The following is a 13506-nucleotide window of genomic DNA, read 5'->3' as shown; positions in this document are numbered from 1 at the left end:
TGCCCGTTGTCACGCCATCCGACCTCTGGATAGACTCGTCTCCATCACCTTCCGTGTTTTTATACACACAAAGTCTAATGCCAGGGTGATCCACGGCAAGTTCCAACAACAAGGCCGATTCCCCGGGCAGCGACAGTAGAGAGAGGAGCACGCCCATGTCAGTTCGCGAAATCCCCATGGTTATCGATGGCCAGCAGGTCCAGTCCCAGAGCCAGGAGTGGCGCGACGTGGTCAACCCGGCCACCCAGGAAGTGGTTGCCCGGGTGCCGTTCTGTACCCCCGAGGAGGTCGAGCGCGCCGTGGCCAGCGCCAAGGAGGCCTTCAAGGAGTGGCGCAAGGTGCCGCTGGGCAAGCGCATGCGCATCATGCTCAAGCTCCAGGCACTGATCCGCGAGCACACCGACGAGCTGGCCGCGCTGATCACCGAGGAGCACGGCAAGACCCTGCCCGACGCCGTGGGCGAGGTGGGCCGCGGCCTGGAAGTGGTGGAGCACGCCTGCTCGATCACCTCCCTGCAGCTGGGCGAGCTGGCCGAGAACGCGGCAAGCGAGGTGGACGTCTACACCATGCACCAGCCGCTGGGCGTGGGCGCCGGCATCACCGCCTTCAACTTCCCGATCATGCTGCCCTGCTTCATGTTCCCGCTGGCCATCGCCACTGGCAACACCTTCGTGCTCAAGCCCTCCGAACAGGACCCGAGCTCCACCATGCGCCTGGTCGAGCTGGCCCACGAGGCGGGCATCCCGGCCGGGGTGCTCAACGTGGTCCACGGCGGCCCCGACGTGGCCAACCAGATCGCCGACCATACCGACATCAAGGCGCTCTCCTTCATCGGCTCCACCCACGTGGGTTCGCTGCTCTACAACCGCGCCGCCGCCGCCGGCAAGCGGATGCAGTCGATGATGGGCGCCAAGAACCACTGCGTGATCATGCCCGATGCCAACCGCAGCCAGGCCATCAACAGCCTGCTCGGTTCCGCCTTCGGCGCCGCCGGCCAGCGCTGCATGGCCAACTCCGTGGTGGTGCTGGTGGGCGAGGCCCGCGAGTGGCTGGAGGACATCGTCGAGGGCGCGCGCAACATGAAGGTGGGCCCCGGCACCCAGACCGACGCCGACCTCGGCCCGCTCGTCTCTCCGGCCGCCAAGGAGCGCGTCGAGCGCCTGATCACCGCCGGCGAGAAGGAAGGGGCGAAGCTGCTGGTGGACGGCCGCGGCTGCCAGGTCGAGGGCTACCCGAAGGGCAACTTCGTCGGCCCGACCCTCTTCTCCGACGTCACCGCCGAGATGACCATCTACCGCGAGGAGATCTTCGGCCCGGTGCTCTGTGTGGTGAACGTCGATACCCTGGACGAGGCGATTGCCTTCATCAACGCCAACCCCAACGGCAACGGCACCTCCATCTTCACCAACTCCGGCTGGGTGGCGCGCCGCTACGAGACCGATATCGACGTCGGCCAGATCGGCATCAACGTGCCGATCCCGGTGCCGGTCGCCTACTTCAGCTTCACCGGCTCGCGGGCCTCCAAGCTCGGCGACCTGGGCCCCAACGGCAAGCAGGCCATCGCCTTCTGGACCCAGACCAAGACCGTCTCCGCTCGCTGGTTCGAGCCGGAGAATGTCTCCAGCGGCATCAACAGCACCATCTCGCTGAGCTGATTCGCTCCGCTCGGTGACAACGCGGCCCCGTCTCGAGAGAGGCGGGGTCGTGCTTTTGTACGCCCCTGTAGGAGCACAGCTTTGCTGCGCGAATGGAGGCCGAAGGACTCCCGGCCAATCACACCGAAGGTCAGGCCAACCGCAGACCCTTTCAGAAGCCGCCTGCAACCGAGATCGTATGGACAGCAGGATGACGTTGACGTTAACTGGAATGGTCTTATAACAAGCACAACCCAGGAGCCACCATGACCACCCCGATCAGCCAGTTTCCCATTCCCGAGTCGATCCAGGACCTGCCCGAGGACATCCGCGACGCCATGCTGGCGGTGCAGGAGAAGGCCGGCTTCATCCCCAACGTCTTCCTGATGCTGGCCCATCGCCCCGCGGAGTTCCGCGCCTTCTTCGCCTACCACGACGCCCTGATGGAGCGGGAGTCCGACACCCTGACCAAGGCGGAAAAGGAGATGATCGTGGTGGCCACCAGCGCCCGCAACCGCTGCCTCTACTGCGTGGTCGCCCACGGTGCCCTGGTGCGCATCTACAGCAAGGACCCGCTGCTGGCCGACCAGGTGGCCATCAACCACCGCGTCGCCGGCCTGAGCGAGCGCCACACCGTGATGCTCGACTTCGCCATGCACAGCGGTCTCGAGGTCGGCGAGCTCACCGACGAATGGCAAACCCGCCTGCTGGAGGTCGGCTTCACCCAGGATGACATCTGGGACATCGGCGCCATCGCCGCCTTCTTCGGCATGTCCAACCGCCTGGTCACCCTCGCCGGCACCCCGCCCAACGAGGAGTTCTACCTGATGGGCCGGGTGCCGCGGGAGAAGTAGCGGGAGGATAGGGCCTTTGAGAAGCCGCTGGTTCATTGTGGGAGCGCAGGTTTCCTGCGCGAAGGCGGAGAGCGCCCAATGCTATCCAATTGCTGATACCTTGGTGGGCATTGGAATAGGGAAAGTGGGGTAATGCATGGATCGGCTACCGGAAGGCTTGTATGAGCGGCTGCTCGATGAGGAATTAAAGGTACAGTTGGATGAGCACCCTGAGCTCAAGCCTGTGCTTCGTGCCCTTGATGATGAAACAGCCCCTCATGCCTACTCCCAGTTTATCGGTCAGCTACTCCATCGAGCCCTGCGGATCGTAGATGCCAAGGAGCGTCTACGTTTGGTTAACCGTATCATTGAGCTGGTCTCGGCCACCGACGGGCTCGACTACCTGACTCGAAAGCGTCTGCTGAGTACTGAAAAGTCGGTGCTTACAGAGCTCGTTAGCGGACAAGAATCCCTGCCTCGTTCGCACACACCGCTTGGAACGAGCGCGTTGCTCACCGGTTTAGGCCATGATCCGCCGTTAGAGCATGAGCTTCGCGCCGAAATGGCGACGGCGGATAGCGTCGATATTCTGGTTTCGTTTATTAAATGGTCAGGGTTGCGGCTGCTGATGCCGGCCCTCGAGCGTCTAGCCGATCGAGGGGTGCCGGTGCGTCTGATCTCCACCAGCTATATGGGGGCAAGTGACCCTACGGCACTGGAGTGGCTGACCCGACAGCCTAATGTCACCGTGCGCGTCTCCTACGATACCGGCGGTACGCGTCTCCACGCCAAGGCTTACCACTTCCGCCGAGACAGCGGCTACTCAACGGCCTATATCGGCTCGGCAAATATGTCGCATTCGGCGATGACTCAGGGGCTAGAGTGGACCGTTAAGGCTACCGAACAGGATATGGGGCACATCCTGGAGCGGTTCGCCGCCGAATTTTCTGCCTACTGGGAGAGCGATGAATTTGAGCCCTATACCGAGGCAGACTTTGATCGATTTCGGCAGGCGATCGCGGTGCATAAGCAGCGTGACCGAGACGGGGTAACCTTCTTTGCCGAGATTACGCCGCGTCCTTTCCAATTGCGGATACTGGAGGCGATTGACGCCGCGCGTCAGCGTGGTTCTTTCCGGAACCTGGTCGTGGCAGCTACCGGTACCGGGAAGACCGTCATCTCGGCTTTAGACTATCGACAGTTCTGCGGCCGCGAGGGGCGCCAGGTGCCGCTGCTGTTTGTGGCACATCGCAAGGAGATCCTGGAGCAGGCCCTGGCCTGCTTTCGCACTGTGCTGCGTGATCAGAACTTCGGTGAACTCTGGGTGGGTGGACAGACGCCAACCGAGCACCGCCACCTGTTTGCCTCGGTGCAGACGCTGAATCGGCAGCGTCCTTGGGAAAGGCTCGGTGCTGATCACTTCCACTTTGTGGTGATCGATGAGGCCCATCACGGTGCCGCCAGCAGCTATCGAGCGCTATTCGATGAGCTGAGCCCGCGGCTGCTGCTGGGCCTGACAGCCACTCCAGAACGAATGGATGGTAGCAGTATCTTGCCGGACTTCGGCGGTGAGTATGCCGCGGAAATTCGCCTCCCTGAGGCGCTGGAAGAGAAGCTGCTGTGCCCCTTTCATTACTTCGGCGTCAGCGACAGCATCGATCTCAGTGACGATAGCCTATGGCAGAATGGACGCTATGACGCCCGGAAGCTTGAGAACCTCCTTACCGGCGATGACTTTCGTGCTCGACAGCGCGTCGATACCGTCAGGCAAGCATTGGAGCGCTACCAGCCCGATCTCCGAGGCTTGCGGGCAGTAGGTTTCTGCGCCGGTGTGCGACACGCCGAGTATATGGCTGAAAGCTTCAGAGCTCTGGGTGATGACTATCGAGCCGCCGTGCTGCTCGGTGATACCCCGGCGGAGATCCGTGCCCAGCGCCTCCGGGAGTTTCGAGAGGGCAAGCTGCCTTTCCTGTTTACCGTGGATGTGCTCAGCGAAGGTGTCGACGTGCCGGATATCAACCTGGTGATGTTCCTTCGCCCAACCGAAAGCCTGACGGTGTTCTTGCAGCAGTTGGGGCGAGGGTTGCGTCATGCACCGGGGAAGGAGTGTCTCACCGTGTTGGACTTCGTGGGGCAGACCCATCGCCGCTACCGGCTGGATACCAAGTTCACTGCGCTGCTCTCCGGGCAACGCCAGCGGCTAGATCGTGAGGTCGAAGCCGATTTTCCCAGCCTTCCGCCCGGCTGTAGCATCCAGCTTGAGCGAGTGGCTCGGGAGCAGGTCATTAACAAGATTCGCTCGGTGCTGGCTGATCTGAACCAGTTTATCCCTGAAACCTTGCGCACCTGGTCCGAAGAGGTCGGGAAACCGCTCACCTTTGGGCGCTTCTTGGAGGTGAGCGGGCTGACACCAGTGCAGGTGTTGTCACGCCGAAGTTGGTCAGAGTGGAAAGCACTGGCCGAACGCCAAGCCTCACCCGAGGATCCTGATATCGACCAGGCGCGCAAGGCCCTGCCGCGCATCGCGCTTCGCAGCGATCCCGAACTCCTCTCGGCCGTGGAGATCCTAGGCCAGCCTGAGGGCGTCGAGGAGGCTCTGGGACGCTATGACACCCCGAAACAAACGGCTTTGCATTACCTGCTGTGGGGCCAGAAAGGGGGACTGGTCGGTGTCGACAGTCTCGAGCAGTCACTGCGAAAGTGGTGCGCTAACCCAAGCATCGCGGCCGATGCTGCCGAGATTGCCGCCTGGCGGCGGGCTCATCAGCAGGTGCCTCTGCAACGGTTAAGCGAACTACCTTTCGACTGTGAGCTACTACTGCACGGCGCCTATGGCACCGCAGAGATAAAGGCTGCCTTAGGCCTGTCCAGCCTGGAAAAGCCCGGGCCTACCGGCCAGGGGCGGCTGAATGCCAAGCATCTTCGGGCCTATGTCCACCTCATCACTTTTCAAAAGGATGAAAAAGACTTCTCCCCTACCACGCGTTATCGCGACTACCCCATCAGCCGCACGCTGCTGCATTGGGAAAGCCAGTCCACGGTTACGCAGGAAAGCCCCACCGGTCAGAACTACCTTCACTTCGCGGAGCGCGGCTACACCATCCTCTTCTTTGCGCGCCTTACGAAGAGAATTGAAGACAAGGAGACGGCTCCCTTTCTCTTCCTCGGCCCGGCCAAAGCATTGCGCAGCTACGAGGGTGACCGCCCCATTGCGATGACCTGGGAGTTGGAGTACCCAATGCCTGCAGAACTCTTCGAGGCGGCAAGGCCCGCCTAGCATTGCGCTGCAGGCTGGCTGGCCGCCAACCCGCGGCCTCGCTATGATGCCTCCGACCCGCTGCTGTGCCGACAGCGGCGGGTGTGCACAACTCATCCATTTGTCGCCAGGGGAGTCCCGCCGCATCCGCCGCATCCGCGGGGGCTGAGAGGGCCAAGCGCCGACCCTGGACCTGATCCGGTTCATACCGGCGGAGGAAGCGCGACATGCCCTACCTGACGTCTGCCGTGCTCGGCGCGGCGCTGCTCTGCTTTGCTTTCCTGGGCCTGCGAGCCCGCCGGGCCGACGGCCTGCTAGATGACTACGTCACCGCTCGCAACTCCCAGGGCGCCCAGGCCATCGGCCTGTCGTTCCTGGCCTCCAGCATGGGGGCCTGGATCCTCTTCGCGCCACCGGAGATCGGTGCCTTCGTGGGGCCGGTGGCGCTGGCCGGCTACGCCATCGGCTCGTCGCTGCCCTTCATCGTGCTGGGGCTCTACGGCCCGGCGATCCGCCGCTACCTGCCGGAAGGGCGCAGCATCGGCGAGTTCGCCGAGTCTTGCTACGGCGCCGGGGTGCGGCGCTGGGTCTCCTTCGTCTCGGTGGCCTACATGGCGATCTTCCTGGCCGCCGAGCTGACCGCCATCGGTGCCATCGCTGCGCTGCTCTCGGACGTGCCGCCGGCGCTGGTGATCCTCGGGGTGGCGGTGGTCACCCTGGTGTACACCACCCTGGGCGGGCTGCGGGCGAGCCTCGCCACCGACCGCTGGCAGGCCTGGCTGCTGCTGGCCCTGCTGGTGCTGGTGGGCGGCGTGGCCTGGTGGTGGCTGCCGCCGATGCCGGCCGGGGCGGTGATGCCCTCGATTCCTGCCGGCAGCGCGCTCTCCGTGGCGCTCACCCTGGTGATCGCCGTCACCGCAGCCAACCTCTTTCACCAGGGCTACTGGCAGCGCATCTGGGCCGCCCAGAACGACCGCGCCCTGGGCCGCGGGGCGCTGCTGGGTGCGGCAAGCAGCCTGCTGGTGGTGATGGCCATCGGGGGGCTCGGCATGCTGGCGGCGATGCACGCGCTGCCCCTGGGCGAGCCGCCGATTCCCTTCTTCGCGCTGCTCTCCGCGGCGCCGGCCTGGCTGGGCCTGCCGGCCCTGGTGCTGGCGGTGACCCTGGTGGCCTCCAGCGTGGACACCCTGCAGAACGCCATCGCTTCCATGGCGGTGGCCAGTGCCGGCCGGCGCGGACTCTCGGTGCGGGGCGCACGCCTGGTCACGGTGGCGCTGATGCTGCCGGTGGTGTGGGTGGCCCTGCAGGGTTTCTCGGTGCTGCGCCTGTTCCTGATCGCCGACCTGCTGTGTGCCGCCATCGTGGTGCCGGTGCTGCTGGGCCTGTGGCGGCGCATGTCGCCGCTCGCCGCGGTGGCCGGTGGCGTGGCGGGCCTGCTCGGCGCGGTGCTGCCGGGCTGGATCACCCTGGGCAGCCTCTCCGCCGGGGTGCTGGCCGCCACCTTCCCGGACAGCATCCCGACGCTTCCGCCCTTCCTGGGGGCGCTGCTCGCCTCCACCCTGGCCAGCCTGCTGATCGCCGGACTGCGTCCGGGGCCGAGATTCCAACTGGCAAGTGACGGAGATGCCCGATGACCACTCGCGCCGACTGGAACGCCTGGGCCACGGCACAGGAAGCACCGCGCATCACCGACTGGCTGCGCGCGATCAGCGAGCCCGACTGGTCCGCCACCGTGAACCATCCGCTGTTCGATGCCATGGCCGAGGGGCGGCTTTCGGGTGACGACTTCGCCGCCTACATGGTGCAGGACTACGGCTTCGTGGACCCCTTCACCGCGCTGATCGGCTTCGCCATCGGCCGGGCGCCGAGCATGGAAGACCGGGTGGTGCTGGGGCAGTTCATGGGCATGCTGACCAGCGACGAGAACAGCACCTTCCAGCGCACCTTCGAGGCCTTCGAGGTGCCCGACGCCCGACGCGAGGCGCCGGACTACCTGCCCGAGACCCGCGCCTTCCAGGCGCTGCTGCGCGAGACCGGCCGCGCCGGCGGCTATGCGGAGATCCTCGCGGCCCTGGTAGTCACCGAGTGGATCTATCTGGCGTGGGCGCTGAGGATCACCCGCACCGAGGGCCTCCACCCGCTAGTGGGGGAGTGGATCGACCTGCACGACAACCCGGCCTTCCAGGACTTCGTGGCCTGGCTGCGCCGCCGCCTGGACGAGGAGGCGGAGACGCTCGATGAGGGCGCCTTCGCCCGCATGGCCGAGTGCTTTCGCGAGACGGTGGCGAAGGAGCGCGCCTTCCACGATGCGGTGATGCCACGCTGAGCGGGCCGGTTCGCATGGGTTGAAGTGATCTCGTGCCTTAGCGGTTGTCAGGCCCGGAAATGCGGGCCACCCTCTGAGGTTCTCGCCATCTTCACAGGAGCCCTGCCATGAGCGATACCCCGAAGGATCCCCGCCGCCACTCCGCCCCGGTGGTGGACGGCCCCGGCAAGGCGGCCAGCCGCGCCATGCTGCGTGCGGTCGGCTTCACCGACGAGGATTTCAGTAAGCCCCAGGTGGGCATCGCCTCCACCTGGAGCAACCTCACCCCCTGCAACAGCCATATCGACGAGCTGGCCCGCCACGCCAGCGACGGCGCGGACGCCGCCGGGGGCAAGGGGGTGATCTTCAACACCATCACCATCTCCGACGGCATCGCCAACGGCACCGAGGGCATGAAGTACTCCCTGGTCTCCCGGGAGGTGATTGCCGACTCCATCGAGACGGTGGCCGGCTGCGAGGGCTTCGACGGCCTGGTGGCCATCGGCGGCTGCGACAAGAACATGCCGGGCTGCCTGATGGGGCTGGCGCGGCTGAACCGGCCCAGCGTCTTCGTCTACGGCGGCACCATACTGCCCGGCAAGGGCCACACCGACATCGTCTCGGTGTTCGAGGCCATGGGCGCCCACAGCCGCGGCGACATCGACCTGATCGAGCTCAAGCAGATCGAGGAGACGGCGATCCCCGGGCCGGGCTCCTGCGGCGGCATGTACACCGCCAACACCATGGCCTCGGCCATCGAGGCGCTGGGCATGAGCCTGCCGGGCAGCTCGGCGCAGAACGCCGTCTCCCGGGACAAGCGCGATGACTGCGAGGCGGCGGGCGCGGCGGTGCTCAAGCTGCTCGAACATGACATCAAGCCCTCGGACATCATGACCCGCGAGGCCTTCGAGAATGCCATCACCGTGGTGATCGCGCTGGGCGGTTCCACCAACGCGGTGCTGCACCTGATCGGCATGGCCAGCACCATCGGTGTCGAGCTTTCCCTGGAGGACTTCACCCGCATCGGCAGGCGCGTGCCGGTGCTGGCCGACCTGCGCCCCAGCGGCCACTACATGATGAGCGAGCTGGTGGCTATCGGCGGCATCCAGCCGCTGATGAAGCTCCTGCTCGACGCCGGCCTCCTGCATGGCGATTGCCTGACGGTGACGGGGCAGACCCTGGCCGAGAACCTGGCCGAGGTGGCGCCTTACCCCGAGGATCAGAAGATCATCGCGGCGCTGGACAGCCCCATCAAGGCGGAGAGCCACCTGCGCATCCTGCACGGCAACCTGGCCCCCGAGGGGGCGGTGGCCAAGATCACCGGCAAGGAGGGCACGCGCTTCTCCGGCACCGCCAGGGTGTTCGGCTCCGAGGAGGAGGCCCAGGCGCGCATCAACGATGGCACCGTGGTGGCCGGGGACGTGGTGGTGATCCGCTATGAGGGCCCGAAGGGCGGGCCGGGCATGCGCGAGATGCTCACGCCGACCTCGGCGATCATGGGCCGGGGGCTCGGCAGCGAGGTGGCGCTGATCACCGACGGGCGCTTCTCCGGAGGCAGCCACGGCTTCGTGGTGGGCCACGTGACGCCGGAGGCCTTCGACGGCGGCCCCCTGGCGCTGGTGGAGGATGGCGATGTGATCACCATCGACGCCGAGGCCGATACCATCGTGGTCGATCTCTCCGACGAGGAGCTGATGCGCCGCCGCGCTGCCTGGCAGCAGCCGGCGCCACGCTACACCCGCGGCGTGCTGGCCAAGTACGCGAGGACCGTCAGCTCCGCTTCCACCGGGGCGGTGACCGACCTGCCGGAGTGACCTGTCACGCACTACCCTTCCCCCCCGCCGGTTGCCCACGTCTCCTGACCGGCGCCTGACACCTTGTTCCGCGTGGAAGCCATGCTTTCGCGCGGCCCCCTCGTCAGATCCTTGCCCCGCGGACTGCCTCCCCCGGCCATAGGTCTGAAACGGGACGGGGCATTCGCTGCGCCGGTTGAAATTCCTCACCCGGGCGCGGTTGGCTCAATGGCATGAGCTATCCTGTTATCGACGACATCGGACTAACGCACAGGACGTGATGATGATGCAGCAGGAAGCCCATATTCGGCCCGAGGGTGACTCCGGCACCGTTGTCGCCATTCGCGGTGGTGTCGTGGATGTCAGGTTCGCGAAGTCGGTACCCGCTATCCGGGAGCTCCTGTATGTCGGGAAGACGGCCCTGGAGGTTGCCGGCCTGGAGGACAGGGGCATCGTGCGTTGCATGGCGCTGGGGCCGGTCAGAGGGCTTGGGCTTGGCATGCCGGTGCGGGCCACCGGCGCTCCGATCAGCGTGCCGGTCGGCGATGCCGTATTGGGTCGCATGCTCAACATGTTTGGTGCGCCTATCGATCGCAGGCCCGCGCCGGTGACGGCGGAGCGCCGCGCCATTCACCAGGCTCCGCCTCGGCTTGAAGACCGCGTCGTTCGCAGCAGGATCCTGGAGACTGGCATCAAGGCCATTGACCTGCTGTCCCCCATCGAGCGAGGTGGCAAGACCGGCCTGTTCGGTGGCGCCGGTGTAGGCAAGACCGTGCTGATTACCGAACTGATCAACAACACGGTGCAGCAGTACAAGGGCGTGAGCCTCTTCTGCGGCATCGGCGAGCGCTCCCGCGAGGCAGAGGAGCTCTACCGTGAAATGGGCGAGGCCGGCGTGCGCGACAACACCGTGATGCTGTTCGGCCAGATGAACGAGGCACCCGGGGTGAGGTTCCTGGTCGGCAAGACCGCCCTGACCATGGCGGAGTATTTCCGCGACGAGCAACAGCGCGATGTGCTGCTGCTGATCGACAACATCTTTCGCTTCGTGCAGGCCGGCTCCGAGGTCTCCGGGCTGCTGGGGCGCATGCCCTCCCGGGTGGGGTATCAGCCGACGCTGGCGACCGAACTGGCGGAGCTGGAGGAACGCATCACCTCCACCCGCCAGGCCGCCATCACCTCGGTCCAGGCCGTCTATGTGCCGGCCGACGACTTCACCGACCCCGCGGCCGCCCATATCTTCTCCCACCTGTCGGGCTCGGTCGTGCTTTCCCGCAAGCGTGCCAGCGAAGGCCTGTATCCGGCCATCGATCCGCTGGCCTCCTCCTCGGTGATGCTCACGCCCTCGGTGGTGGGACAGCGTCATTACGACATCGCCCGGGCGGTGCGCCGCACACTGGCCGAATACGAGGAGCTGCGCGACATCATCGCCATGCTGGGCATCGAGGAGCTGTCGGCCGCCGACCGGGCAACCGTTGCCCGCGCCCGCCGGCTGGAACGCTTCCTGACCCAGCCCTTCTTCACCACGGCGGCCTTTACCGGAACCGACGGCCGGCGCGTGACCACCGCCGATACCCTGGAGGGTTGTGAAACCATCCTGAGCCAGACTCATTTCGAGCGTAACGAAGGCGACTATTACATGATCGGCGCACTCTCCGATCTGGAGGCGGTGGCATGACCCAGTCGACGGAGATGCAGGTGACCCTGCGACTACCGACCAGGACCCTGCATCAGGGCCCGGCAAGTCGGCTGTTTGCCGAGGCGGAGAACGGAGCCTTTGGGATGCTGCCGAACCATGTCGATTTCGTCGCCGCTCTGGTTCCCTCGGTGTTGATCCTGACCCTGGCGGACGGCGGGGAGCATATCTTCGGCATCGACGAGGGGATTCTGGTGAAGAAGGGCCATCGTGTGGATGTCGCCATCCGGCGGGGTGTCCGGGGAGCGGATCTGGCCTCGCTGAGGGAAACCGTGCAGAGAAACTTCATCGAGATCGATGAGGATGAGCGTGTGGCCCGCTCCGCTCTGTCACGTCTGGAGGCGGGCATCGTGCGGCGGTTTGCCGACCTGCAGCGACCCAGAACGCCATGACCCGGCGGCGGAAGTCTCCGGTGGAGGACATCGGCCGTCGTGCCCGGCGCCTGAAGAGGGCACGGGATGACCCCGGAGCAAGCCCGCTGCGGGGGCTCGGGGTCTTCGGCATGATCGGGTGGTCCGTCGCGGTGCCCACGGTGGGCGGCGCCTTTCTTGGATTGTGGCTGGATCGTCGCATGCCACAGGATTTTCAGTGGACCCTCGCCCTGATCCTGGGGGGCGTGGCTCTGGGCAGCTTCATTGCCTGGGCCTGGGCCAGCAAGGAAGTCAAGGACAACGGGAGTGAGCATCATGACGATTGACTGGCATGTCCTGGTCACCGGCTTCGGCACCGGTGTCGCCGTCAGTATCCTCTACTTCGTGGGCCTGGCGCTGAGTGTCCGCCTGGCACTGCGCCTGGCCCGGCCCGTCTCGGTCCTGCTGCCCAGTGCCGCGCTGCGTATCGGCCTGCTGCTGTCGGCCGGGTGGCTGGTGACCGAGGGGGGAACCCTGGGCTGGGCGTTCGCCGGCTATGCGCTCGCCTTCTTCCTGGTGCGCTTCATCGCCACCCTGGTGGCGCGGTTACCCCGGCCAAAGGAGGCAGGATGCAACTGACACCCGACGAGACGACGGTCTTCACGCTCTGGGGCCTCGGCATCAACGAGACCGTGGTCAATACCTGGGTCGTCATGGCCGCGCTGACCGTCGCCTCGATGCTCGTGACCCGGAAACTGCGGCCGGACGTGCCGCCGAATCGCTGGCGAACGACCCTGGAGGTGATCGTCACCGGGATCCAGCGGCAGGTCGAGGAGATCTCGCCGCATTCGTCGCGCCATGTCCTCTACTTCTCGGGCACGCTGTTCCTGTTCATCGCCCTGTCGAACCTGCTGCTGGTCGTGCCGGGCTTCTCGCCACCCACGGCCTCGCTGTCGACCACCGCGGCCCTGGCCCTGTCGGTGCTGATCGCCGTCCCGCTCTTCGGCATCAGCCGGCAGGGCATCGGCGGCTACCTGAAGACCTATATCCAGCCCTCCATCGTCATGCTGCCCTTCAACATCATCAGTGAGTTCTCCCGGGGCATCTCCCTGGCCATCCGCCTCTACGGCAACGTGATGAGCGGCGCGGTGATCGCCGGGATCCTGCTGGGCCTGGCGCCGTTCTTCTTTCCCGTGGTGATGGACGTGCTGGGGCTGCTGACCGGCCTGATCCAGGCCTACATCTTCGCCATCCTGGCGACCGTCTATATCTCGTCGGCCACGGCCGTCATCAACAAGCCCGGCCAGGATCTCGACAGCGCACGTGAACATCATAAGGAGCAAGACCGATGACCGATGCAGCCATGATTGCAGCCATTTCCATCCTCACTGCGGGATTGACGGTGTCGTTCGGTGCGCTGGGCCCGGCGCTGGGGGAGGGGCGCGCCGCGGCCGCCGCCCTGAGCGCCATCGCCCAGCAGCCGGACTCGGCCTCCACCCTGTCGCGGACCCTGTTCGTCAGCCTGGCGATGATCGAATCCACCGCGATCTACTGTTTCGTGGTGGCGATGATCGTGCTGTTCGCCAATCCGTTCATGGACGCCTTCCTGCAAGCCACCCAGCCGGCGGCAGGCTGAGCC

At 65.7% G+C, this 13506-nt stretch carries 12 protein-coding genes and 1 riboswitch; all 12 genes read left to right on the top strand.

All coding sequences use genetic code 11. The features are described 5' to 3' along the window. Positions 1-155: 155 nt before the first annotated feature. The 12 genes from IBX53_RS00645 (at position 156) to IBX53_RS00590 (ending at position 13503) form a co-directional block, all read left to right on the top strand. Positions 156-1655: a CoA-acylating methylmalonate-semialdehyde dehydrogenase gene (locus IBX53_RS00645; protein ID WP_290903797.1), complete on the top strand. Its 1500-nt coding sequence runs from the start codon at positions 156-158 to the stop codon at positions 1653-1655. A 245-nt stretch (positions 1656-1900) separates the two neighbouring features. Further along, positions 1901-2488 carry a peroxidase-related enzyme gene (locus IBX53_RS00640; RefSeq protein ID WP_290903795.1) on the top strand — a complete coding sequence of 196 codons (588 nt, stop codon included), beginning with the start codon at positions 1901-1903 and terminating at the stop codon, positions 2486-2488. 136 nt (positions 2489-2624) lie between these two features. Then, positions 2625-5744: a DUF3427 domain-containing protein gene (locus IBX53_RS00635; RefSeq protein WP_290903792.1), complete on the top strand. Its 3120-nt coding sequence runs from the start codon at positions 2625-2627 to the stop codon at positions 5742-5744. A 98-nt stretch (positions 5745-5842) separates the two neighbouring features. After that, positions 5843-5961, top strand: a riboswitch (TPP riboswitch). Next, the gene (locus tag IBX53_RS00630; protein WP_290903790.1) at positions 5951-7357 is read left to right on the top strand and encodes a sodium:solute symporter; all 1407 of its coding nucleotides are present in this window, start codon (positions 5951-5953) and stop codon (positions 7355-7357) included. (Overlaps the previous riboswitch by 11 nt.) After that, entirely contained in the window at positions 7354-8049 is a 696-nt protein-coding gene (locus tag IBX53_RS00625) for a TenA family protein (RefSeq protein ID WP_290903787.1), read from the top strand. The genes IBX53_RS00630 and IBX53_RS00625 overlap by 4 nt, the downstream gene beginning before the upstream one ends. A 107-nt stretch (positions 8050-8156) precedes the next feature. Next, complete coding sequence (gene ilvD, locus IBX53_RS00620) at positions 8157-9842, top strand: dihydroxy-acid dehydratase (protein WP_290903785.1); 1686 nt, start codon at positions 8157-8159, stop codon at positions 9840-9842. Between the two features lie 265 nt (positions 9843-10107). Next, entirely contained in the window at positions 10108-11499 is a 1392-nt protein-coding gene (atpD, locus tag IBX53_RS00615) for a F0F1 ATP synthase subunit beta (RefSeq protein ID WP_290903836.1), read from the top strand. A 14-nt stretch (positions 11500-11513) separates the two neighbouring features. After that, complete coding sequence (locus tag IBX53_RS00610) at positions 11514-11909, top strand: F0F1 ATP synthase subunit epsilon (RefSeq protein ID WP_290903782.1); 396 nt, start codon at positions 11514-11516, stop codon at positions 11907-11909. Next, positions 11906-12214: an AtpZ/AtpI family protein gene (locus tag IBX53_RS00605; protein WP_290903780.1), complete on the top strand. Its 309-nt coding sequence runs from the start codon at positions 11906-11908 to the stop codon at positions 12212-12214. Before IBX53_RS00610 ends, IBX53_RS00605 begins: the two co-directional genes overlap by 4 nt. After that, positions 12204-12506, top strand: coding sequence for an ATP synthase subunit I (locus IBX53_RS00600; RefSeq protein WP_290903778.1), 303 nt, complete (start codon positions 12204-12206; stop codon positions 12504-12506). The genes IBX53_RS00605 and IBX53_RS00600 overlap by 11 nt, the downstream gene beginning before the upstream one ends. Next, positions 12497-13219, top strand: coding sequence for a F0F1 ATP synthase subunit A (locus IBX53_RS00595; protein WP_290903776.1), 723 nt, complete (start codon positions 12497-12499; stop codon positions 13217-13219). Before IBX53_RS00600 ends, IBX53_RS00595 begins: the two co-directional genes overlap by 10 nt. After that, entirely contained in the window at positions 13216-13503 is a 288-nt protein-coding gene (locus IBX53_RS00590) for a F0F1 ATP synthase subunit C (RefSeq protein WP_290903774.1), read from the top strand. The genes IBX53_RS00595 and IBX53_RS00590 overlap by 4 nt, the downstream gene beginning before the upstream one ends. The last annotated feature ends 3 nt before the right edge of the window (positions 13504-13506 follow it).

Source organism: Halomonas sp. (genome assembly GCF_014859505.1).
Lineage (GTDB): Bacteria > Pseudomonadota > Gammaproteobacteria > Pseudomonadales > Halomonadaceae > Halomonas.
The sequence above is the reverse complement of the archived record's forward strand: the minus strand, read 5'-3'. Positions and strand labels throughout refer to the sequence as shown.

Bases quoted from the DNA above. Each gene is read 5' to 3' on its own strand.
- IBX53_RS00645 (WP_290903797.1), top strand. From the start codon at position 156: ATGTCAGTTCGCGAAATCCCCATGGTTATCGATGGCCAGCAGGTCCAG.
- IBX53_RS00640 (WP_290903795.1), top strand. From the start codon at position 1,901: ATGACCACCCCGATCAGCCAGTTTCCCATTCCCGAGTCGATCCAGGAC.
- IBX53_RS00635 (WP_290903792.1), top strand. From the start codon at position 2,625: ATGGATCGGCTACCGGAAGGCTTGTATGAGCGGCTGCTCGATGAGGAA.
- IBX53_RS00630 (WP_290903790.1), top strand. From the start codon at position 5,951: ATGCCCTACCTGACGTCTGCCGTGCTCGGCGCGGCGCTGCTCTGCTTT.
- IBX53_RS00625 (WP_290903787.1), top strand. From the start codon at position 7,354: ATGACCACTCGCGCCGACTGGAACGCCTGGGCCACGGCACAGGAAGCA.
- ilvD (WP_290903785.1), top strand. From the start codon at position 8,157: ATGAGCGATACCCCGAAGGATCCCCGCCGCCACTCCGCCCCGGTGGTG.
- atpD (WP_290903836.1), top strand. From the start codon at position 10,108: ATGCAGCAGGAAGCCCATATTCGGCCCGAGGGTGACTCCGGCACCGTT.
- IBX53_RS00610 (WP_290903782.1), top strand. From the start codon at position 11,514: ATGCAGGTGACCCTGCGACTACCGACCAGGACCCTGCATCAGGGCCCG.
- IBX53_RS00605 (WP_290903780.1), top strand. From the start codon at position 11,906: ATGACCCGGCGGCGGAAGTCTCCGGTGGAGGACATCGGCCGTCGTGCC.
- IBX53_RS00600 (WP_290903778.1), top strand. From the start codon at position 12,204: ATGACGATTGACTGGCATGTCCTGGTCACCGGCTTCGGCACCGGTGTC.
- IBX53_RS00595 (WP_290903776.1), top strand. From the start codon at position 12,497: ATGCAACTGACACCCGACGAGACGACGGTCTTCACGCTCTGGGGCCTC.
- IBX53_RS00590 (WP_290903774.1), top strand. From the start codon at position 13,216: ATGACCGATGCAGCCATGATTGCAGCCATTTCCATCCTCACTGCGGGA.